The following is a 22,084-nucleotide window of genomic DNA, read 5'->3' on the forward strand; positions in this document are numbered from 1 at the left end:
ATGGAATCATTAAGTAATAAGAAAAAAGTACTGGAACAAAAGCCTTTGAGCTTTATGGAGCGCATGTACCTCCCGGCAATTGCCAAGGGCATGGGCATTACCATCAGTCACTTATTTAAAAAAGAGGCTACCGTAAGATACCCTGAAGTAGAACGCGAATTTTCTACCAACTTTAGAGGGATGCACTCGCTAAAACGTGATGAGAATGGTAAAGAACGTTGTACTGCCTGTGGCCTGTGTGCTTTATCTTGTCCGGCTGAAGCCATTACCATGATTGCTGCAGAACGTAAGCCCGAAGAAAAACATTTATACCGCGAGGAAAAATATGCAGCCACTTACGAAATCAATATGTTGCGCTGTATTTTTTGTGGTTTATGTGAAGAAGCTTGTCCAAAAGAAGCTATTTACTTAGATGGCCCGATTGTACCTGCTGATTATTTACGTAAGGATTTTATTTACGGAAAAGATAAGTTGGTGGAGGCGCCACTTGAAATGAAAAAATAATAATTGTCATCCTCAGCCTGTCGAAAGGACTAAACAAGAAATGCCAATAGATCTCGGTTCGTGTCTTCGCGAAACGAAATATAAATAATGGTTTGTGGAGATACAAACCATCGAACAGACATAAATAAATAAACAACAATTAATGAGTACACAAGTATTCTATTTCGTAGCCACATTAAGTATCATCTTTTCGCTGCTGGTGATTTTTGCAAAAAATCCGATCCACAGTGTATTGTACTTAATCCTTACCTTTTTTACCTTCACTGTTCACTATGTATTGCTAAACGCACAGTTTTTAGCAGTGGTAAACTTTATTGTTTACATGGGGGCAATCATGGTACTCTTCTTATTTGTACTGATGTTGCTTAACCTGAATAAGGACACCGAACCTAGTAAATCGCCGTTGATTAAAATCGTCGGTGTGATTGCCGGCGGTTGTTTGGTGGTTACCTTAATCGGTTCTTTAAAATCAGCAAGTATTTCCAGTCCATTGATTTTAAAAAATCCGGGATTGGGATTGGTAGAAAATCTTGGTAAGGAGCTTTTTGGCCCATTCTTATTACCATTCGAATTGTCATCTCTATTACTATTGGCAGCAATGGTAGGAGCCGTTTTATTATCTAAAAGAGATGAGGTAGAAGCATAATGGAAAACTTAACATCACAACTTCAGGGCGTTCCGCTAAATCACTACATCTATTTAAGCGCCATTATTTTTTCTATTGGCGTAATCGGTGTACTTACCCGTAGAAATGCCATCGTAATCTTTATGTCAGTAGAGCTGATGCTTAATGCCGTTAACTTACTGTTAACCGCTTTTTCTGTGCATAGTAACGATCCATCCGGACAGGTTTTCGTATTTTTCATTATGGCCCTGGCAGCTGCAGAGGTTGCAGTTGGTTTAGCCATCATCGTTATGGTTTACAGAAATACAAAATCGATAGATATTAATGTTTTAAATCGCCTTAAGTGGTAAATATATAATAAGAATGACAATAGAACAATTGATTTGGTTGGTTCCATTACTACCTTTTTTAGGTTTTGTAATTAATGGGCTGGGCAGAAACTCTTTATCTAAAGGACTTGTTGGTATCATCGGGAGCGGCGTAATTCTGGCCTCCTTTGTTATCAGCGTAGTTATTTTCTTTAGTTTACAAGGCGACACACAAAAATCTCACGAAGTATTTTTATTCGATTGGATCAGCGCGGGTGCATTACACATTCCGCTATCTTTCCTGGTTGACCCTCTAAGCTCGATTATGCTTTTGATCATTACCGGAATTGGTTTCCTGATCCATTTATATTCCACCAGCTATATGCATGATGATGCAGGGTTTGGTAAATTTTTCTCTTACCTGAATCTGTTTGTGTTCTTCATGCTTTTATTAGTATTGGGTTCAAACTATATCGTCATGTTCATCGGTTGGGAAGGTGTAGGTTTATGCTCTTACCTGCTAATCGGGTTCTGGTATACCAATAGTGCGTATGCATCAGCAGCTAAAAAAGCTTTCGTAATGAACCGTATCGGCGATTTGGGTTTTCTACTAGGCGTGTTTTTAATTTTCACCACTTTTGGCAGTGTAGAATTTGCTAAAGTTTTCCCTCAGGCAGCTAATATGTTGCCAGGCAAGGATACATTGGTTTTAATTACCATTTTGCTGTTTATCGGCGCTTGTGGTAAATCGGCTCAATTGCCTTTGTTTACCTGGTTACCTGATGCAATGGCCGGACCAACACCAGTTTCAGCGTTAATCCATGCTGCAACAATGGTAACGGCAGGTATTTATATGATTGCACGTTCCAGTGTATTGTTTGACCTGGCGCCGCTTACCCAGCACATTATTGCCATTATAGGTGCAGCAACAGCTTTAGTAGCTGCTATCATTGCATTAACACAAACGGATATCAAAAAGGTATTGGCTTACTCAACCGTATCGCAATTAGGATATATGTTTTTAGGCCTTGGCGTTGGTGCTTATACCGGTTCATTCTTTCACGTATTAACACACGCTTTCTTTAAAGCATTATTATTCTTGGGTGCAGGTTCGGTTATTCATGCGATGCACCATGAACAAGATATGCGCCATATGGGCGGATTGAGAAAGAAACTTCCGGTTACTTTTTTAACCATGATGATCGGTACGATTGCCATTGCAGGTTTACCGCCGTTCTCGGGTTTTTTCTCTAAAGATGAAATTTTGGCACATGCTTTCCAGGCTAGTCCGATACTTTGGGGAGTTGGGGTTTTAACCGCGTTTTTAACGGCATTCTATATGTTCAGAATGATGTTCCTGACTTTCTCTGGAAAATACCGCGGAACACATCATGAAGAAAGCCACGTACACGAATCGCCAGCAGCAATGACTTTACCTCTAATTATTTTAGCTGTTCTTGCTGCAATTGGTGGAGCAATTAATCTTCCTCACGTTTTTGGTGGTAACGAATGGTTGGCGCATTGGCTATCAGGTGCAGGTGTTGCACAGCATGAATTGGAGCTAAGTCACTCTACAGAATACTCATTAATGGCTGTTTCGGTTGCGGCAGCTGTAATAGCTCTATTGTATGCTTATACCAGGTATGTTAAAGGAGCTCGGGTTCCTGTTGCTGATGAAGCGCCGCGTTCAGCATTGGCAAAACTATCCTACAACAAATTTTATTTAGATGAGATTTATGATTTCATCATTACCAAACCGTTGGATGCCCTATCAAGATTCTTTTACAGGATTATCGACAATAAATTTATCGATGGAATTGTAAATGGATTGGGATGGAGCACTAATGAGGCCAGTAAAGGTATTCGTTTATTGCAAAGTGGAAACGTAGGTTTCTATATATTTATGATGGTATTTGGTATCATCGCATTGCTATTGTATACATTTTTCTACATATAAAAAGGGTTCAAAATAAATAATGGAACAACTTTTACTACTTATATTTCTACCGCTTGCAGGTGCAATTATTACGGCACTTGCTGGTAAGTCGGCAAAGATCGTTTCTACCGTATTTTCGGTGGCTTCTTTAGTGCTGGCTTTGGTTATCGCCTGTAATTTCATTCCGGATGCAAGTACCCAGTTTGAGGTTAACCTGCCATGGATTGCTGATCTGGGGATTAATTTCCATGCAGGTATTGATGGCATCAGCCTGCTGGTGGTATTGCTTACCAATTTACTGGTACCGATCATCATTTTATCAAGCTACAACCATCAATATAAAAATCCGGCGGCATTTTATGCATTGATTTTATTCATGCAAACGGGTTTATTATTGGTATTTACCGCATTAGATGCTTTCTTGTTTTATATCGGATGGGAAGCGGCATTAATTCCAATCTATTTTATCTGTGCCATTTGGGGCGGAAAAGACCGCATCCGGATCAACATGAAGTTTTTTGTGTATACCATTGCTGGTTCATTGTTTATGTTGATGGGGATTATTTACCTCTATCTTCAAAACCCGGCCCACAATTTTAACATTCAGGCTTTTTATGCGTTAAACCTGGATACTACTCAGCAGGGATGGATTTTCTGGGCTTTCTTCATCGCTTTTGCGATCAAGATGCCGATTTTTCCTTTCCATACCTGGCAGCCTGATACCTATACTGCAGCACCTGCACAAGGAACCATGTTGTTATCAGGTATTATGTTGAAAATGGGTATTTATGGTGTAATCAGATGGTTATTGCCAATTGTTCCGGCAGGTGTTCATGATTGGGGACAGTTGGCTATTATTTTATCAATCATTGGTATTGTTTATGCTTCGTTGATTGCTTTTACCCAAAAAGATGCTAAACGTTTAGTTGCCTATTCATCTATCGCTCACGTTGGATTAATATCAGCAGGTATCTTTGCTTTTAACCAGCAAGGTATGCAAGGTGCAATGGTGCAGATGTTGAGCCATGGTATTAATGTTGTTGGTTTATTTTTTGTTTTAGATATCATCTTCTCGCGTGTTAAAACCAATAAAATTGAAGAGTTGGGCGGAATTGCCAAAGTAGCACCTCAGTTGGCGATTACATTTTTAATTATCGTGTTGGGAACAGTGGCTTTACCGGGAACGAATGGATTTATTGGTGAGTTTTTATTGTTGATGGGTGTTTACAACTACGGTATCTGGGCGGCTGCCATTGCCGGTTTAACCATTATCTTTGGTGCGGTTTACATGTTGCGCATGTATCAGAACGTCATGTTGGGACAAACCAATAGCTTAACCATCACTTTTACCGATATCAAAGGAACCGAAAAATTGGTTCTTTATACCATATGTGCATTAATTATTGTTCTGGGCGTTTATCCAAAACCGGTTTTGCATTTAACAGAGGCATCTGTACAACATTTATTAGAACAGGTAAATCAAAAATTAAACACAGTAAATTAAGCAATGAATATTATTATAACCATTAGTATAACAGCTTTTGTAGTGCTTTATGCAGGTTTGTTTAAGGCAAAAAAAGCATTACTACCACTTACCGTTGTTGGCTTACTTACTGCATTGGGATTTACTTTTTCTGCATGGAATGGTAATGCTGTTCATTTCGGAATGATGCAGACAGATAACTTTGCACTGGCATTTTCAGGAATATGTATTGTCGGTACACTTTTAATCTTCTTGTTGACACAGAACTATTTCCACGCCAAAAGCGATAACATAGCCGAGTATTATACCTTGATTCTTTTCGCACTAGCGGGTATGATCATGATGGTATCGTATAAAAATATGGCCATGCTGTTTGTAGGCCTGGAAATCATGTCGGTGAGTTTATACATTTTGGCGGGTATCCGTAAAACGGATTTTGCCTCTAACGAAGCGTCATTAAAATATTTCCTAATGGGGGCTTTCTCAACCGGTTTCCTGTTATTTGGAATAACCTTAATTTATGGTGCAACAGGCTCTTTTGATTTAGATAAAATACAGGCTTACCTGGTCAATAATCAAGCAGTTTCACCCATATTTTATCCTGGCGTAATTCTGATGATGATTGGCTTGAGTTTTAAGGTTGGTGCTGCTCCGTTCCACTTCTGGACCCCAGATGTATATGAAGGTGCGCCATCGTTAATTACCACTTTCATGAGTACAGTGGTTAAAACTGCAGGTTTCGCGGCATTCTTAAGGTTATTTGCTGATGCTTTTGCTCCACTCCACGAGTTTTGGGTTGCACCATTGATGGTAATCGTTTGTTTAACTTTATTCATAGGCAATGTAACGGCTCTGTTCCAGAAAAATTTCAAGCGTATGCTGGCATATTCAAGTATTTCGCATGCAGGTTATTTGTTGTTCTCGTTAATTGTACTAACCAAAAACTCAGGAAATAATGTGCTGGTTTATGCAGCGGCTTATACTTTCGCTTCAATTATCGCCTTTGCCGTATTAATTTTGGTTAAACAAAAAACAGGTAGCGATAGCTTCGAGAGCTTTAATGGCCTGGCAAAACGGAATCCGTTAGTTGCATTGTGTTTAACCATAGCCATGCTTTCATTGGCCGGTATTCCTCTGACAGCGGGTTTTATTGGAAAGTACTTAATGTTCCTGAATGTAATGACAGAGTATAAAACCCTGCTTGTGGCATTTGCGATTTTAAATGCACTGGTTGGTTTCTATTATTATTTTAGGGTAATTGTAGCCATGTGGTTTAAAGATGGTGTCGAGACAGAGCTTTCAACCCCTTCTCAGTATAAAGTGGTTTTGTTGGTTTCTGTAGCAATAACATTGGTATTGGGTATTTATCCTGCAATTATTTTAAACCTCATATAGGTATGTTGTAGTTTAATAATTATTTGTAGTTTTACGAATAATTGAATATGCACGATTTTTGGAATAACCTGCATCAGCTACTTGATCCCGAGAAATTATTGAGGGAGGGCGGATTCTATTTAGTCGTGTTCGTTATCTATGCAGAAACGGGGCTGTTTTTCGGCTTTTTCCTTCCTGGTGATTATTTATTGTTTTTGGCAGGAATGTTTGTGGCGACCGGCAAGCTGGATGTAAACATTGCAGTACTCCTGGCTGGGTTATGTGTAGCAGCCATTTCCGGAAATTTTACAGGTTATTGGTTCGGACGTAAAACTGGTCCGGTATTGTACACCAGAAAAGACAGTTTCTTTTTTAAAAAGAGATATTTAAAAGCCGCAAAGGAATATTATCAGAAACAAGGTGCCTTTGCGTTAATAATGGGCAGATTTGTGCCTATTGTTAGAACTTTTGCACCGATTTTTGCAGGAGTTGTGAAGCTGGATTTTAAAAAATTTGCTTTATATAATATATTGGGTGCCGTACTTTGGATCTGTTCCTTAACTTTGCTCGGTTATTTTTTAGGCAGAAGATTTGAAAAAGAAATCAACGATTATTTATTATATATTATTATTGGCTTTATCCTTATTACAACTATTCCATTATTAATTACCTTTGTAAAAAGTAAAGTAGTGAGTGGCACTGAAGAGGATAAAACAGATTTAAATTAAAAATGGCAAAAGACGATCATCACGCGTGGCATAGCGTATCTCCTGGACACAATGTTCCAGAAATTGTAAACGCAATTATTGAAATTCCTAAGGGCTCAAAAGCGAAATATGAAATAGATAAAGAATCTGGCTTGATTAAGTTAGACAGGGTTCTTTTTTCATCTGTAATGTATCCTGCAAACTATGGCTTTATTCCTCAAACGTATTGCGATGATAAAGATCCATTAGATATTTTGGTACTTTGTTCAGTAGATGTCTATCCAATGACATTGATTGAGGCGAAAGTAGTTGGTGTAATGCATATGGTAGATAATGGTGAGCAGGATGATAAAATCATAGCTGTTGCTGCTCACGATATGTCGGTAAATTATATTAACGATTTAGATGAGTTGCCTCCACACCAGATGAAAGAAATTGTTCGTTTCTTTCAGGATTATAAAGCATTAGAAGATAAAAATGTAACTATCGAACATTTACTCGGTGTTCGCTATGCGCATAAAGTAATAAAAGAAAGCATAGAACTTTATAACACAACATTTAGAGAATTAGCATAATGGATTTACCCACGGTCTGTTTGTTTTTAAATTTAGAGCTTAGTGCAATCCTGCCTACAAACGGAGTTTTGGCTGCGGTACAGGAAACTGATACCACTGCTGTTGGCTGGAGATTATTCCTAGCGTTATTTTTGGTGTTGCTTAACGGATTTTTTGTTGCAGCAGAGTTTGCAATTGTAAAGGTTAGGGCATCACAGATTGAAATTAAAGCAAAAACAGGCAGTCGGGTTGGCAAAATGGCCAAAGGGATTATCCATAATCTCGACGGATATTTAGCCGCCACACAGCTAGGCATAACGCTTGCATCACTTGGCTTAGGTTGGGTAGGTGAAGGCGTTATGCATACCATTTTTAAGAATCTCTTCGATAGTTTAGAATGGGGTTTAAGCGATGCTTCTATTCACACTGCATCTACAATTGTAGCCTTTTCGCTCATCACAATCATGCATATTGTCTTTGGAGAATTGGCGCCGAAATCTTTCGCTATCCAAAGGCCTGTAGCCACAACGCTTTTCGTTTCCGTACCGCTGCAGCTATTTTACGTAGTATTTAAACCATTCATTTGGACACTGAACAGTCTTGCTGCCATTATTCTTAAACCATTTGGCATTGATACATCTGCTGGTCACGAGTCAATCCACAGTACCGAAGAGTTACAGTATCTGCTTGATCAGGGCAAAGAAAGCGGTGCATTGGATAATAACGAGCATGAGTTGATTAAAAATGTATTTGATTTTAATGAGCGTGTGGTAAAGAATATCATGGTACCACGAACGAAAATCTCTGGTATTGAGCTAACTTCTCCAAAAGAAGAAGTGATAGATACGATTATTAAGGAAGGATATTCGCGTTTGCCTGTTTATGATGATATTATGGATAAGATTGTTGGAATTATCCATGCGAAAGATATTTTACCTTTAGTTGCAGCCGGTAACCAGCACTGGACATTAAAAGATATCATCAGAAAACCATATTTCGTTACCGAAACCAAGAAAATTAACGATCTGATGAGCGAGCTGCAAAGTAATCGCATACAGATTGCGATTGTATTAGATGAGTTTGGAGGTACAGCGGGTATGGTTACGTTAGAGGATATTGTAGAAGAGCTTGTAGGAGAAATACAAGATGAATACGATGAAGAAAAACCATTGGTAGAAAAGGTTTCTGATAATGAATTTATCGTAAATGCATTTGCTACAGTATATGATGTGAACGAATATCTACCGCACGATTTACCAGAGGATGAAGATTTCGATACTATTGGCGGATTGGTTTCCCATATTTTTGAACGTATTCCGGAAGTGGGTGAAAGCAACGAATCATATGGTTACCTGTTTACCATCTTAAAAAAGACAGAGCAAAATATCGAAACCATTAAATTAGAACTGGTAATCAATAAAGAAGATATGGTTGATAATCACTAATTTCAACAATGCATAATTTTTATACACCGGATATCACCCAAAATTCTTATACACTAAACGAGGAAGAGAGCAAACACTGTGTTAGGGTGCTTAGGCTAACCATCGGAGATATTGTTAATTTAGTAGATGGGAAAGGTGGCTTTTATACTGCTGAAATTACCTCCGATAATCCCAAGAAGGTTTCTTTATCTGTTTTAAAGGTAGAAACAGAATTTCATAAAAGAAACCATTATTTGCATATAGCTGTCGCACCAACTAAAAATATCGATCGGATAGAATGGTTTTTAGAAAAGGCTACAGAGTTGGGCATTGATGAAGTTACACCTGTTATCACTGATCGGTCGGAGCGAAGGGTAGTTAAGGAAGATCGGCTTAATAAAGTCATTACATCTGCCGTAAAACAATCTATTAAAGCTTATCATCCTAAATTAAATGATGCCATCTCTTTTGAAGCTTTTTTAAAGGAACCTTTTGATGGCCATAGGTTAATTGCGCATTGTATCGATAAGGGAGAAAAACAATATATATCCAAACTCGTTGCTCCGCATCAAAAGTATTTAATTCTTATTGGTCCTGAAGGGGATTTCACACCAAATGAAGTTGATTTAGCTTTGAATAAAGGCTTTAAAGCATTAACTTTAGGTGATAACAGGTTGCGCACAGAAACTGCGGCTTTATCTGTTTGTTTTGAAATCAATTACCTTAACCGATAATCAGTTTGAAGTTTTCAGTTTGCAATTTTCAGTTTTCAAAAGGTGTAAAGTTTTTAACTTTATGCTTTGGTCTTTTAGCCATAAGCTTAGGCCTTACTGCTTTTATCCCGCCCACTTACCGTATGGCTAAATTAAAGTATAATGGCGGCGGCGATTGGTATGCAGACAGAACAGCTTTACCCAATTTAATTGCCTATTGTAATGCCAATTTGAAAACTAATTTTTATCCTGAAGAAAGTGTAGTAGAAGCAGGATCGAGAGAGATTTTCAATTATCCGTTTATTTACATGACTGGACATGGAAATGTTGTTTTCAGCGATCAGGAAATTAGAAACTTGAGGCAATACCTTACAGGTGGCGGATTTCTTCATATAGACGATAATTATGGCCTGGATAGATTTATAAGGCCGCAAATGAAAAGGGTATTTCCTGAACTTAATTTTGTAGAGTTGCCAGCTAACCATGCTATTTATAATCAAAAGTTTAAATTTACCGGAGGCTTACCCAAAATCCATGAGCACGATAATAAACGCCCGCAAGGATTTGCTCTAATTTACAAGGGTAGGATAGTTTGTTATTATACCTATGAATGCGATTTAGGGAACGGCTGGGAAGACTTTGGTACTTATCCCGAAGATACGCAGGAAACACGAACCAAAGCGTTAAAAATGGGCGCAAATTTGGTACAGTATGCTTTAACACAATAAGCCATGTATAAAGTAAAAGTAAACGATCAGTTTTTATTTGATGTTGAGAAAAAGGACTCATCTTTTTTAGTGAATGGAGAGCAGATTCAGCTCGATCTAAGTACAATTGGCCAGGGCAATACGCACGTGTTATACCAAAACAGGTCTTTCAATACGGAACTTGTTGACATCAACAAGAGCGAAAAAACCTGTAAAATAAAGGTAAATGGAAATATTTATCAGATCAGTATTGAAGATCAGTTTGATGTTTTACTAAAGCAACTTGGTCTGGATATTTTGACCAAAAATAAAGTTTCTGAGATTAAGGCTCCTATGCCTGGTTTAGTATTAAAGGTTTTGGTTAACGAAAATGCCGAGGTTAAAAAAGGAGATAACCTTCTGGTATTGGAAGCGATGAAAATGGAGAACATTTTAAAATCATCAACAGATGGGGTGCTTAAAAAGATCCTGATTAAGCAGGGGGATAAAGTAGAGAAAAATCAGATTTTGGTACAGTTTAAGTAGTTAGGCTTGTTCAAACTAAGCTATTTGTTGGTGTCGTCACCCTGAACCGAGCATTAGCGAGCTTACCGAAGGTAATTTCTTTCAGGGTCGTTTCTCTTGAGTAGATAGATCTCTCCATTTCGCTGCGTTTCAGTCGAGATGACGAGTTTTCGAGAGGGTATAATTGAGTCGGGAGCTGACCATTTTCGTTTAAGTTAGATCGCAATACATAACAAAAAAGTCCCGATTTAATTCGGGACTTTTCTTTTTTTATCTACCTCTACTCACCCTGTAAGGCTTTTGTGGAGGGGTTTTGAAACTTCTTTTGCCTGCGGTACTAATTTCTGGTGCACCAAGCATGGTCATGGCACAACGGAAACCTACTTCAGCCGAGGATTCATCTTGTTGCATAAAACGACGCGTTGCAGGGTTTAACCAGTAAGCCATATCATTCCAGGAACCACCTTTATACACCCTTGATTTATCGTTTACCAGTGTTACACCTTCCTCATTTAACAACGTATTTTGTCTGTCGCGATAGCCTCTTTGGTCGGCCTGATAACTGGTGGACGCTACCGGCGATTGTGGATCAGTCGATTTTGAAATCGAATCAGCACGTTTAGCTTGTGCCTGTTTTTCGGCCCAGGTTTGTTTTCTTCCGGAGTAGGCATTTTCTTTAATCGGATTACCATATTTATCCAACGCAATTTTTCCACTTTGTGGGTCTGCTAACTTTTTGTTAGTAAAATAATTACCCCGGTAAGGGTTAAATGCGTCAGCATCGGTAAAAGTACCCGTTCTGTAAACATCATTTACCCATTCGTTTACGTTTCCTGCCATATTATATAAGCCGAAGTCGTTTGGAGCGTATTGAATAACCGGAACTGTTAAATCTCCTTTATCGTTCAATGAACCGCCAACCCCCATATAATCTCCAGGCGCTCTTTTAAAGTTCGCCTGAATCATACCTCTGGTTTTCTTTTTGGCAGAACTAACACCTAAGCCATTCCATGGGTAAATTTTATTCTGATTGATATTCTCATATTCTGTATTACCAATCAAACCCAAAGCAGCGTATTCCCATTCAGCCTCAGTTGGTAGGCGGTACGGCTGCATAATTACCCCATCTTCTAAGGTAGCAGTTCTCCTTGGCTGGTTATTTTTACCCGTACCTCCTGCCGTTCCACCAGCTGTGGTTGTGGCAGCACCAGCTTTAGTATTATAATCAATAAACGCATTTCTGCCTTTATCATCATACTGGCCATTTAAATAGGCATCTGTATTGAAAGGTTTATCTGGTCTGGGTGTTGCAGGGTCGCCAGCTTTAGCTTTTCCGTTTCCGGCAAGCGTTTTATAATCAGTTAAGATTCCTTTTTCACGTAAAATAAATTCGTTCGCTCTTGAAGTTCTCCATTCACAATAACGTGAAGCCTGTTCCCAGGAAACACCCACTACAGGGTAATCACGGTAAGCAGGGTGTCTTAAATAGTTATCTACATAAGGTTCATTATAAGATAATGCCTGGCGCCAAACTAAGGTGTCAGGAAGCTCATTATAATAATACTCTTGATCTTCAGGATAATTGTACCTGATCCAGTGAAGGTATTCTAACCAGTCCGTATTAGATACCTCAGTTTCATCCATATAAAAAGATGGTACGGTTACCTGTCTTTTATAATTATAAATATTGGGCTCAACACCTGGTATTTCAATGGCACTACCGCCAACAACTAAAACCCCGCCCTCAATCGGAATTAAACCAGGGCCTGGTGCCCTTTTATATTGGGTAGCTACCGCAAAAGCACCAGATTGGTTGTTTTTGCTTTTCCTATTTGCATAAGGAATGCCTGTTTTGCTGGAACTCGCGCTTTTTGAGCTACAACCCGAAAGGACGACGGCTAATGACAAACAGGTAAAAGAATATAGTATTAGTTTTTTCATAAGAAGCGACTGGAAATAACCTAATGGCCTTTTAACCGATAAAATTAAACAAATTTTAACTGAATATATAAATAATGTAGGAATAAAAATAGCTAATATTTTTTGATCGAATACGTATTACTTTAAATTTATGGCTATGTATTTCTTTTAAACGAAATTATCGTTAAATAATTATAAATAAGCAAGATAAAATTATTGGCTGGTACTTTACAGGCTTTTATAAGTTATATAAAGTTTATCATATTATATATTGATCACGAATACAAGATACGATTGAAGCAACTTATGATAAACATTACAAATAAATTAATGTTTGAATACATACTGAAATAAGCCATATTTAGTTTTTGACTTTTCAGCTGTAAAGCCGGTTTGATGAGGACATTCTTTGAAACTACTGATAACTTGTCATTTTGCTAAGTGCTTATTGGTTTTATACTTACAGTTGAGTTACTACCACCCATATGTAAAAATCGTATGTTTAATTAGTAAATAATCATAGAATTCGTATTTTGGTGAAATATAAGTTTTGGTTTTACGTTACTGATATATTCTCCAGTGATTATTCAATACCAAAATCTAAAATTACGTACCTTTAAAAGGATGAATTTCAAGTACATTAGTAAACTTGCTTTTTCTGCACTCTCAATGGCACTGGTGTTTGGTAAAACAAATGCTCAGGTAACCATAGGTAATACCCAAACAAACGGTAGTGAAGCAAACAACATTGTAACAGCAGTTCCATTTCTGCTCATTACTCCCGATGCCCGTGCTGGTGCAATGGGTAATGCCGGCGTAGCCGTAGCAGGTGATGTAAATTCATCCAGTATCAATGCTTCTAAACTTGCTTTTCTAGATAAACCTTACGGATTTTCTGTGTCTTACAGCCCATGGTTAAAAAGTTTGGTGCCAGATATTAATCTTGCTTATTTAAGCGGCTTTTACAGGCTTGGCGATCGCAATACCATTGGTGCATCTTTAAGATATTTTTCGTTGGGATCTATTCAGCTTACCGATATTAACCAACAGGATCTTGGGATCGCCAATCCTAACGAACTCGCTTTTGATGTTTCTTTTGCGCGTAATTTTGGTAAGGAGTTTTCGCTGGGAACTTCGTTAAGGTATGTTTACTCGAATTTGGCTTCCGGTCAGTTTTCTTCTTCCGGACAGGTGCGCAGTGGGAATGCTATAGCAGTTGATGTTTCTGGCTTATATAAAACAGCTACTATATTATTTGGCAGGCAGGCCGTGCTTTCTGCCGGAGCCAATATATCCAATATCGGAACAAAGATGAGTTATTCAGATGGTGGAGAAAATTTCTTTTTACCTACTAATTTTAAAATTGGCGGCGCATCTACATTTACGGTAGATGATTTTAGTACGCTAACCTTTGCGCTTGATTTTAACAAATTACTGGTCCCCACACAACCTATATACGATTCGAACAACAACATTGTAAGCGGAAAAGATCCGAACCGCTCGGTACCTGCCGGAATTTTTGGTTCATTTAGCGATGCACCGGGCGGTTTTAGTGAAGAATTAAAGGAAGTGGGGATTTCGACAGGTCTCGAATACTGGTATAATCAACAGTTTGCGGTTAGGGCAGGTTACAACTATCAGAGCCCGATGAAAGGTGACAGTCGGTATTTTACCTTAGGGCTGGGGTTAAAATACAATGTTGTTAATATCGATTTCTCTTATTTAATTGCAAATGCACAGACTAGTCCGCTTGCAAATACCCTACGTTTTGGTCTATTGTTTAACTTTGGCGAAAATAAAGCAAAAGATAAATAAGATTAAAGTAAAATAAACATGAAAATTAGAGTAGGTTTCGGATTTGATGTACATCAGTTAAAAGATCAACATCCCTTTGTTGTCGGTGGTGTTACCTTAGATCATCATAAGGGTGCTTTTGGACATTCGGATGCAGATGTTTTACTTCATGCTATTTGCGATGCGCTTTTAGGTGCCGCTAACCTTCGTGATATTGGTTTTCATTTTAAGAACACAGATGAGAGATGGAAGGGCATCAGCAGTTTAATCCTGCTGAAAGAAACCGTAAAACTACTGGCTGAAAAAGGCTGGCGGATCGGAAATATCGATGCCATGCTTTGTTTAGAAGCACCAAAAATTAACCCCCATATTCCCGCCATGCAACAAAACATTGCTGATGCAACGGGAATTTCTACGGAAGATATCTCGATAAAAGCAACCACCAATGAGCAGATGGGCTTTGTTGGTAGGGAAGAGGGCGTTGTTTCTTATGCCGTTTGCTTAATTGAGAAGTAAAAGATTTTTTAATTGAATCAAAGAAGTCAAGTTTTGATAGCACACTGGCTATTAAAACTTGACTTCTTTCTAGACCGGTATTTTATTACGCTACCTGTTCCTTAACATTCCCTGTTCTTTTTATGGTTCCCCAGGTTTCCAACTCACCTTTAATCGCTTTTCTGAACGAACGGAATAATACCACATACATCAACTGTCTCCAGAAAAAACGCTGAGGGAAAATGTAAAGTAAATTGGTGTACTTTTCTTTCTCCATCTTAAAAGCAATTGCTGCAAAAATCATATCCACAAAGATGAAGATAATATAATAGAATAGTACCTGGCCAAAACCGTTATGAAGGCTTAAAATTCCTGAAAATCCGGTTAGTGTTAAATTATTAATAGCGCTTAATGAAAACAGACCGCTAATTAAGGAGATAAGCATAAAGAGATCGGCAAGCGGGGAAAACAATGGTAAAATGATTTGATAAATCAGGATATTTGGCATTCCTACCATTCCAAAATAACCATATTTTTTGTTTAGCAATGTTTTTCTGTTTTTCCAGAAGCTTTGCATTACTCCGAAACTCCAACGGAAACGTTGTTTTAGCAGCATGTTTACCGTTTCCGGAGCTTCTGTATAGGCAATTGCTGCATCACAGTTTTTAACTTTATATCCGGCCCTTAAAATTCGCATGGTTAAATCACAATCCTCTGCAAGGGTATCAACAGTAAAACCACCAATTTCTAAAACCACCTTTTTTCTAAAGGCACCTATCGCCCCTGGCACCACGGTAATCGTATTTAGCAAATCGAAAGCCCTTCTGTCCATGTTTTGGGCCGTGATGTACTCTATTGATTGCCATTTGGTTATGATGTTGTTGGCATTTCCAACTTTTACGGTTCCTGCTACAGCTGCTATTTTATCGCTATAGAAATAGCGCATCAGTTCGGTTACCGCATCATTTTTTAATTGTGTATCAGCATCAATACAAATTACAAATTCAGCAGTAGCTTTTGAAATGCCATAGTTTAATGCAGACGCTTTGCCACCATTTTCTTTACGGAAAACCTTCACCTGGTGATGGCTACCAAAATGTTCGTTCACCATTTGAAAGGTTTTATCTTTTGATCCATCATCAACAAAAATCAATTCAAAATCAGGGTAGGTAGTTTTTAACAAACTATTAATGGTTTGAACTGCAGTTACTTCTTCATTGTAGGCCGGAATAATAATGCTTACTTTTTCTGAAGGATGCTGTACTAATTTACCGGTATTGCGTTTTGCTCTTTTTCGCTGTCTGATTGCTAAATAGGCGATAAATAGGGTTCTTAAAATAGCCAGTACAATGGCAACAGAAAAAATAATATTTATAATGATGTTGCCGTAATAGAAAAAACTGATGAAAAAATAGTCTCCTGAACCTGAAAAGCCACTGTTTGCGGTAGATTTTACGGCGGGCATAAGTTCCGATCTTTTTTTGCCCATCAAATCGCCCACGGTAGTAAAGGTGTAACCTTTGGCCTTAAAAAATTTGATGATCCGCGGTAAAGCTGCAACGGTAGCTTCGCGGTTTCCGCCAGCATCGTGCAGTAAAAGGATATTGCCGTTATTTTGCTGTTTTACCACCTCATTAAAAATCTGATCGGCAGTTTTGCCAGGCTCCCAATCTTCCGGATCGATATACTCTCCAATGTTGATGTAGTTCTCTTTACGGCTTTGTGCTACCGGTAAAATCTCTGAGATGTTTTGTGGCTCGGCATCGGCATTAAAGGGCGCACGGAACAAAATGGTGCTGTGTCCGGTAACGGCTTCAATTAACCTCCGGGTTGCATTCAGCTCAAATTTCACCCTTTTAGGGCCGATGGCCGACATATCAGGATGGAAAAAGGTATGGTTTCCAATTTCGTAACCATCATTATATTCCTGCCTTAATAACTCCATATTCTTTTCGGCCATAACGCCGACTACAAAGAAACAGCCAGGTACGTTTTCCCGTTTCAAAATATCCAGTACCTGTGGTGTATAAACAGGATCGGGGCCATCATCAAAAGTTAAAGCAATTTTTTTATCGGCCTCTCCAAACCTTTTAATCACGTATTGCTCTGGAAGCCTGGTGTATTTTTGATCGGCAATGGAGAAATCTTCTTTATTTAAAGTGAATTTTACGCTGCCTGGTTTAGGAGTAGAAATGAGGTCTAATATTTCGCCATCGCCTAAATAAGAGATTCCGCCCATATTTAACGAAGCAATCTTACGTAAATCGAATGGTTTTTTCTTTAACGTGTCTAAACTAAGATCGTTTGAAATAAAAGACCACAAACGTTTATCTTCCGAACCTAAACGCCATAAAGCTACACCGGCAATATCCCAGTCATCAGCTTTGCGGATTAAATTAAAATAGGTAGCTGCATCGGTAAAATACACTTCGTGTTCAATTCCGCTTCCATCATTGTAAGTATAGTTTAAATTGGCAGAGGCGGGATCGTAGCTTATCTTGCTTTTATAAGTAACCGCTCTTGTCATCGCCTGCTCATAGGTAACCGGTTCTCCAATGCTATTTTTTGGCCAATCGTAACCATAGCATGCCAATGCCAGGATTACTTTATCGGCATCAACTTTATTGCAGATATCATCGAGCTTTTCCTCCACCCATTCCTGGTGTGAAATATCGCCGGCATTACTGAGTTCGGTATGCTGATCGTAAGCCATTAACACCAGATAATCGTTATACTTTTGAAGAATTTCTGGCTGATAATCGTCATTTTCTGGTGAAATATCCTGAGATACAATCAGTTTTTCAGCATGAAACTGCGTATACAGGTTCTTCATAAAAGCGTTAAAACTATCGCTGTTTTTAAGGTTGAGCTCTTCGAAATCGATGTTGATCCCCCGATAACCATATTTTTTGGTTATCGCTATCAGTTCGTAGATCAATTTTTGCTGAGCAGGCTGATCATCTAATAATCTTCTTACCGCTCCGCCGTCCCAATGGTCTTTATTATAATTTGAAACTACAGCAATAGCCGATTTTTTGCCGGCATGTATCACTTTCAAGGCTGCAGTATCTGCTTTATCTACAATAGAATCTCCATTTAAAAAAAACGATTCTGTAGCCACCATGTCCAGATGGCTGATGTTGCGTTTTAAGTCTGATATTGATGATTCTTTGCTTCCTGCCCAACTCACATAAAATGCCATGTTGATGCGCTTATTATTTCCGTGATGCGTTAAGATGCGGCGTTCACGATCTTTTTTGATCTTTTGCAGCTTTGATTTTTCGATAGTGAAATCCTTATACCGTTGCGATTTTTTTAACTTCTCTAACTGTTTTTGTGTTAAGGGTGTATTCGTGTTGATAAAAGGCAAATTAGGTGCCTGCACTGATGATAGTGTGTACACTACGCAAATGATTGCGACAATGAAGACTACAAAAAACGTACGGCTTACCCAGGTAAATGCGTGCCAGCGCGTTTTAGTTTCAGTTTGAAATATTTGTTTTCCGGACATTTTTCTTTTCTGATTTATTAATCAAATGTCACTAACGAATATGAAGATTGGATGAATGATTTAAAGTTAGGCGCCGTAAATTAGATCGTTAGTTCTACCCTAAGATACTATTTTAATCCTGTATTGAAATTTTTAAAGAGAGCTGTCACTCCGTCCTGTAGCGCAACGGAAAGCTGCACAGTAAACCGATCGATCCATGAGCGAGCTTACCGAAGGCAACTCGTTTCAGGGGCTGTTTTACCAGAAAGAAGCTGAAATAACTAGCACTGACAAACTCCAACAGTAAGTCATCATTCTCGCGCATGCGGGAATATTAAGATACTTGCATTACGATTTATTCACGAGTTTTTCTTTTCCCAGCGATCACCCATGCTAAGTATTAAAGGCCAGTTTTTTTATCAGAAAAGTAATTAGGGCGAAGTTTTCAGGTTTTGGAAACGAAAGGGCGGTGTTGCATCGGGGTGTGCAGTCCTGCTGTTCGCTGTAGCCCTCATTCTTCGGGGCTGCCGCTACCATCAGGTTTATAAACATCGTTTGTGCACCTTGTAAACCGTTAAAACAAAATACTGTCTTTGCTTTATAGCCCTGGGTGCAGCAGTACCCTGCAGGGCAGAGAAACGATGCCCGAAGCGTACAAGCGGAACACAGGAACACCGTTATTTTCTTGCAGAGTCATTGCGCTCCCAAAGAAGATAAAAAACTACCTTATATGCAGTATAAAGCAAAAAAAACGGCAATTTTCTAAAAAAAAAAGCGCCGTTTTTACATTTCGTTTTAAAAATAATATTAGGTAACAATGATCAGTTTATTCTTCTAAATAACCAAATTTACCGTGATTGTAATCTTCAATGGCCTGATGAATCTCAGCCTCGGTATTCATTAAAAATGGACCATATTGTGCAATAGGCTCGTCTATGGGCTCTCCGCTCAATATTAAAATCACACTATTTTCCAGGGCTTCGATTTTAATCATTGTGCCTTTGTTGCCAAAGTGGACAAAATGATCTGCCGCAGCTGTTTCCGATCCATTTATTTTAATCGAACCTTCAATTAGCATGAATCCGGTGTTATAATGCTCGGGAAAATTAAAAGTTGCCTGGCCTCCTTTATTTAAGCGGGCATTATAGAGCTCTATCGGGCTAAAAGTGGTTGCATTACCTTTTATACCTTCATAATTGCCCGCTATAATTTCAATTTTACCTCCATCTCCGGGGACATCAAAATGAGCCATGTCTCCCTGTTTAATGGCTTGATAGCCAGGTTTCCCCATTTTATCTTTAGCGGGCAGGTTAACCCAGAGCTGAACCATTTGAAATGGGCCACCAGTTAAGCTGTAATTGGTTTCGTGGTATTCTTTATGTAAAACACCGCTTGCTGCAGTCATCCATTGTACATCACCGGGATAAATTACCCCGCTGTTTCCATAGCTATCATGATGTGCAACAGCACCATGATAGGCAATTGTTACGGTTTCGAAGCCACGATGCGGATGAACGCCAACCCCCCGTGGTTCTTTCCTCGCCGAGAATTCGATCTTCGAGCCATAATCCATCAGGAAAAAAGGACTCATATTGATCTGATAACCGCTTGGAAAAAAATTGTGTACCCTAAATCCATCACCAACCATGTGTGGCGCAGGAGCTTTGAGTACTTTTTCTATTTGTTTTGTTTCCATGATTGGAACCTTTCAGTTATGCGTATGGTGTTTTGCGGAATTCCGCTAATCGCCAAACGCCTATCGCTTATACACTTTTCACAAACTGTAATTCACCTAAAATGCGCACTTCTTCACTTACCATTACACCGCCGGTTTCTAATGCAGCATTCCAGGTTAAACCAAAATCAGAGCGGTTAATTTTTCCACTTAAGGTAAAACCTGCTTTGGTATTGCCCCATGGGTCGGTAGCAATGCCACCAAATTCTGCAGTTAATTTTACGGGTTTGGTTTCGCCCTTAATAGTTAAATCGCCTTTAACGATATAATCGCTGCCATCTTTTTCTACTGAACTGGATTTAAATTCAATGTGGGCAAATTTCTCTGCATCAAAAAAATCACTACCTTTTAAATGGTTGTCGCGATCAATATTTCCGGTATCAAGCGAACCGATATCGCCTTTGAAAGAAATCTCTGCATTTTCGAACTCATCACCTTCAGATAATAATTCTGCTGAGAAAGATTTTAAACTACCAGTTACAGTAGTAATCATTAAGTGTTTTACTTTAAATTGCAATTCGCTGTGGGTTGGATCTAATGTCCATTTCTGTTGTGCCATATCTTTTGTTTTTGAGGTTTTTAATATTAACAACACAAAAGTATAACATAGGTTTTTACTGCATATTGATGTATGGTAAGTAATTGGAAGTGATTGAATGATAGGTGGATTGGAGATAATGTTGAAGGGTTAGCGGCTTAAATTTAATTAAAGCAGTCACTCATTCAATATCCATTCGTTCAAAATTGTCTACGGTCTGAAATGTTTGTTCGCCAGTTCCTTCCTTACGCGACTTAAGGATTCGGGGGTAATGCCCAGATAAGATGCAATCATCCACTGTGGTACGCGAAGGGTGAGGTTAGGATAAAGTTTAATGAAATCGAGATATCTTTCTTCAGCGGTTGCGCTAAGTAGCATATTAATGCGCTTCTGCATAAAGCGGATCGAATTATTGAGTAGTTTGATCTGCATGGGCTGCAAGCATGGTACTTGCCTGGCTGCTTCTTCCATAAAATTGTTAGGCATTAAAACGGCTTCAGTTGCTTCTATGGCATCAATAAAAAATATCGAGGGCTCATTATTCATGTTGTTGCGATCAGAAACCAGCCAGTTTTCGGGTGCGAACTGAAGGATGTGTTCTTTACCTTTCGCATCAATTGAATAGGCACGTAATAAACCTTTGCCTACAAAATATCCATGTTTAAAGTTATCGCCTGTATATTGAACGATTTCGTTTTTTTCGAATTTTTTAATTTTTAAAACAGACGATATGCTTTCGAACTGTTCATCAGTTATTTCTATTTTTTCCTGTAAGTATTTTTGAAACTGACGAATCATAAAGGTGAGGTGTTATTTTTTTACGGGCTTAATATCGGAAAAATCTACTCCACATTTGCAATTGCCACCGCATCCATCTTTTTTTACCTGCAAAGATTTAAAAACCAAACGGCCAACATATACCAATGCTACCGCAAAAAGTAAAAAGACTAAAATCGTTTGAATATCCATAACGCAAATATAAAAGGTTTTAAAAGGATGGTGTTCAGTTAAATGTAAATATATTGAGGACAAATCTTGTTTTACCACACAGAAAACGGAGTTTACACGGAGGACAAAAGACGTTTTTATGTGTATGGATCGTCTATCATTAACCGCAAAGTACACGAAGGTTTTCGCGAAGAGCGCTAAGTTTGTTTTACCACAGAGAAAACGGAGTTTTACACGGAGGACAAAAGACGTTTTTATGTGTATGGATCGTCTATCATTAACCGCAAAGTACACGAAGGTTTTCGCGAAGAGCGCTAAGTTTGTT

General features: G+C 38.6%; 20 protein-coding genes. 14 read left to right on the forward strand and 6 right to left on the reverse strand.

The genetic code is table 11. The features are described 5' to 3' along the window. The 12 genes from ACIQXP_RS13360 (at nt 1) to ACIQXP_RS13415 (ending at nt 10,860) form a co-directional block, all read left to right on the forward strand. Nucleotides 1-504, forward strand: coding sequence for a NuoI/complex I 23 kDa subunit family protein (locus ACIQXP_RS13360; RefSeq protein ID WP_090504254.1), 504 nt, complete (start codon nt 1-3; stop codon nt 502-504). Nucleotides 505-646: 142 nt separating this feature from the next. Beyond that, nucleotides 647-1,150, forward strand: a complete 504-nt coding sequence (locus ACIQXP_RS13365; RefSeq protein WP_090984387.1) for an NADH-quinone oxidoreductase subunit J family protein — start codon at nt 647-649, stop codon at nt 1,148-1,150. Continuing rightward, the gene (gene nuoK, locus ACIQXP_RS13370; protein ID WP_055908793.1) at nt 1,150-1,479 is read left to right on the forward strand and encodes an NADH-quinone oxidoreductase subunit NuoK; all 330 of its coding nucleotides are present in this window, start codon (nt 1,150-1,152) and stop codon (nt 1,477-1,479) included. Before ACIQXP_RS13365 ends, nuoK begins: the two co-directional genes overlap by 1 nt. A 19-nt stretch (nt 1,480-1,498) precedes the next feature. Next, nucleotides 1,499-3,394, forward strand: coding sequence for an NADH-quinone oxidoreductase subunit L (gene nuoL, locus ACIQXP_RS13375; RefSeq protein ID WP_387505725.1), 1,896 nt, complete (start codon nt 1,499-1,501; stop codon nt 3,392-3,394). Nucleotides 3,395-3,413: 19 nt separating this feature from the next. After that, nucleotides 3,414-4,877 (forward strand): complex I subunit 4 family protein, encoded by a 1,464-nt coding sequence (locus ACIQXP_RS13380; protein ID WP_293742868.1) that lies wholly within the window; start codon nt 3,414-3,416, stop codon nt 4,875-4,877. Nucleotides 4,878-4,880: 3 nt separating this feature from the next. Then, entirely contained in the window at nt 4,881-6,251 is a 1,371-nt protein-coding gene (locus tag ACIQXP_RS13385) for an NADH-quinone oxidoreductase subunit N (protein WP_293742869.1), read from the forward strand. A 47-nt stretch (nt 6,252-6,298) separates the two neighbouring features. Continuing rightward, entirely contained in the window at nt 6,299-6,958 is a 660-nt protein-coding gene (locus ACIQXP_RS13390; RefSeq protein ID WP_090984381.1) for a DedA family protein, read from the forward strand. A 2-nt stretch (nt 6,959-6,960) separates the two neighbouring features. Beyond that, the gene (locus ACIQXP_RS13395) at nt 6,961-7,512 is read left to right on the forward strand and encodes an inorganic diphosphatase (RefSeq protein ID WP_025146339.1); all 552 of its coding nucleotides are present in this window, start codon (nt 6,961-6,963) and stop codon (nt 7,510-7,512) included. Between the two features lie 68 nt (nt 7,513-7,580). After that, nucleotides 7,581-8,936: a hemolysin family protein gene (locus ACIQXP_RS13400; protein ID WP_450091373.1), complete on the forward strand. Its 1,356-nt coding sequence runs from the start codon at nt 7,581-7,583 to the stop codon at nt 8,934-8,936. 8 nt (nt 8,937-8,944) lie between these two features. Beyond that, on the forward strand, nt 8,945-9,649 hold the full coding sequence (locus tag ACIQXP_RS13405; protein ID WP_387505664.1) for a 16S rRNA (uracil(1498)-N(3))-methyltransferase: 705 nt from the start codon (nt 8,945-8,947) through the stop codon (nt 9,647-9,649). Between the two features lie 122 nt (nt 9,650-9,771). Next, nucleotides 9,772-10,356: a DUF4159 domain-containing protein gene (locus ACIQXP_RS13410; protein WP_293742919.1), complete on the forward strand. Its 585-nt coding sequence runs from the start codon at nt 9,772-9,774 to the stop codon at nt 10,354-10,356. A gap of 3 nt (nt 10,357-10,359) precedes the next feature. Then, nucleotides 10,360-10,860, forward strand: coding sequence for an acyl-CoA carboxylase biotin carboxyl carrier protein subunit (locus ACIQXP_RS13415; RefSeq protein ID WP_387505665.1), 501 nt, complete (start codon nt 10,360-10,362; stop codon nt 10,858-10,860). A 249-nt stretch (nt 10,861-11,109) separates the two neighbouring features. Here the strand turns inward: ACIQXP_RS13415 and ACIQXP_RS13420 are convergent, their stop codons facing one another. Then, the gene (locus ACIQXP_RS13420) at nt 11,110-12,780 is read right to left on the reverse strand and encodes an SUMF1/EgtB/PvdO family nonheme iron enzyme (RefSeq protein ID WP_387505666.1); all 1,671 of its coding nucleotides are present in this window, start codon (nt 12,778-12,780) and stop codon (nt 11,110-11,112) included. 603 nt (nt 12,781-13,383) lie between these two features. Here ACIQXP_RS13420 and porV point away from each other — a divergent pair. Beyond that, the gene (gene porV / locus ACIQXP_RS13425) at nt 13,384-14,574 is read left to right on the forward strand and encodes a type IX secretion system outer membrane channel protein PorV (protein WP_387505667.1); all 1,191 of its coding nucleotides are present in this window, start codon (nt 13,384-13,386) and stop codon (nt 14,572-14,574) included. An 18-nt stretch (nt 14,575-14,592) separates the two neighbouring features. Continuing rightward, entirely contained in the window at nt 14,593-15,069 is a 477-nt protein-coding gene (gene ispF / locus ACIQXP_RS13430; protein WP_387505668.1) for a 2-C-methyl-D-erythritol 2,4-cyclodiphosphate synthase, read from the forward strand. Nucleotides 15,070-15,154: 85 nt separating this feature from the next. Here ispF and ACIQXP_RS13435 read toward each other — a convergent pair whose 3' ends face one another. The 5 genes from ACIQXP_RS13435 to ACIQXP_RS13455 form a co-directional block, all read right to left on the reverse strand. Beyond that, nucleotides 15,155-18,559 (reverse strand): trifunctional glycoside hydrolase family 18/polysaccharide deacetylase/glycosyltransferase family 2 protein, encoded by a 3,405-nt coding sequence (locus ACIQXP_RS13435; protein WP_387505669.1) that lies wholly within the window; start codon nt 18,557-18,559, stop codon nt 15,155-15,157. Nucleotides 18,560-19,364: 805 nt separating this feature from the next. Further along, nucleotides 19,365-20,234 (reverse strand): pirin family protein, encoded by an 870-nt coding sequence (locus tag ACIQXP_RS13440; protein ID WP_387505670.1) that lies wholly within the window; start codon nt 20,232-20,234, stop codon nt 19,365-19,367. Nucleotides 20,235-20,301: 67 nt separating this feature from the next. After that, nucleotides 20,302-20,832: a YceI family protein gene (locus tag ACIQXP_RS13445; RefSeq protein ID WP_293742877.1), complete on the reverse strand. Its 531-nt coding sequence runs from the start codon at nt 20,830-20,832 to the stop codon at nt 20,302-20,304. Nucleotides 20,833-21,021: 189 nt separating this feature from the next. Beyond that, nucleotides 21,022-21,609: a Crp/Fnr family transcriptional regulator gene (locus ACIQXP_RS13450; protein WP_090984360.1), complete on the reverse strand. Its 588-nt coding sequence runs from the start codon at nt 21,607-21,609 to the stop codon at nt 21,022-21,024. A gap of 12 nt (nt 21,610-21,621) precedes the next feature. Then, entirely contained in the window at nt 21,622-21,858 is a 237-nt protein-coding gene (locus ACIQXP_RS13455) for a FeoB-associated Cys-rich membrane protein (RefSeq protein ID WP_367117524.1), read from the reverse strand. Nucleotides 21,859-22,084 lie beyond the last annotated feature (226 nt).

It is taken from the genome of Pedobacter suwonensis (assembly GCF_044762335.1).
In the GTDB taxonomy this organism is placed as follows: Bacteria; Bacteroidota; Bacteroidia; order Sphingobacteriales; family Sphingobacteriaceae; genus Pedobacter.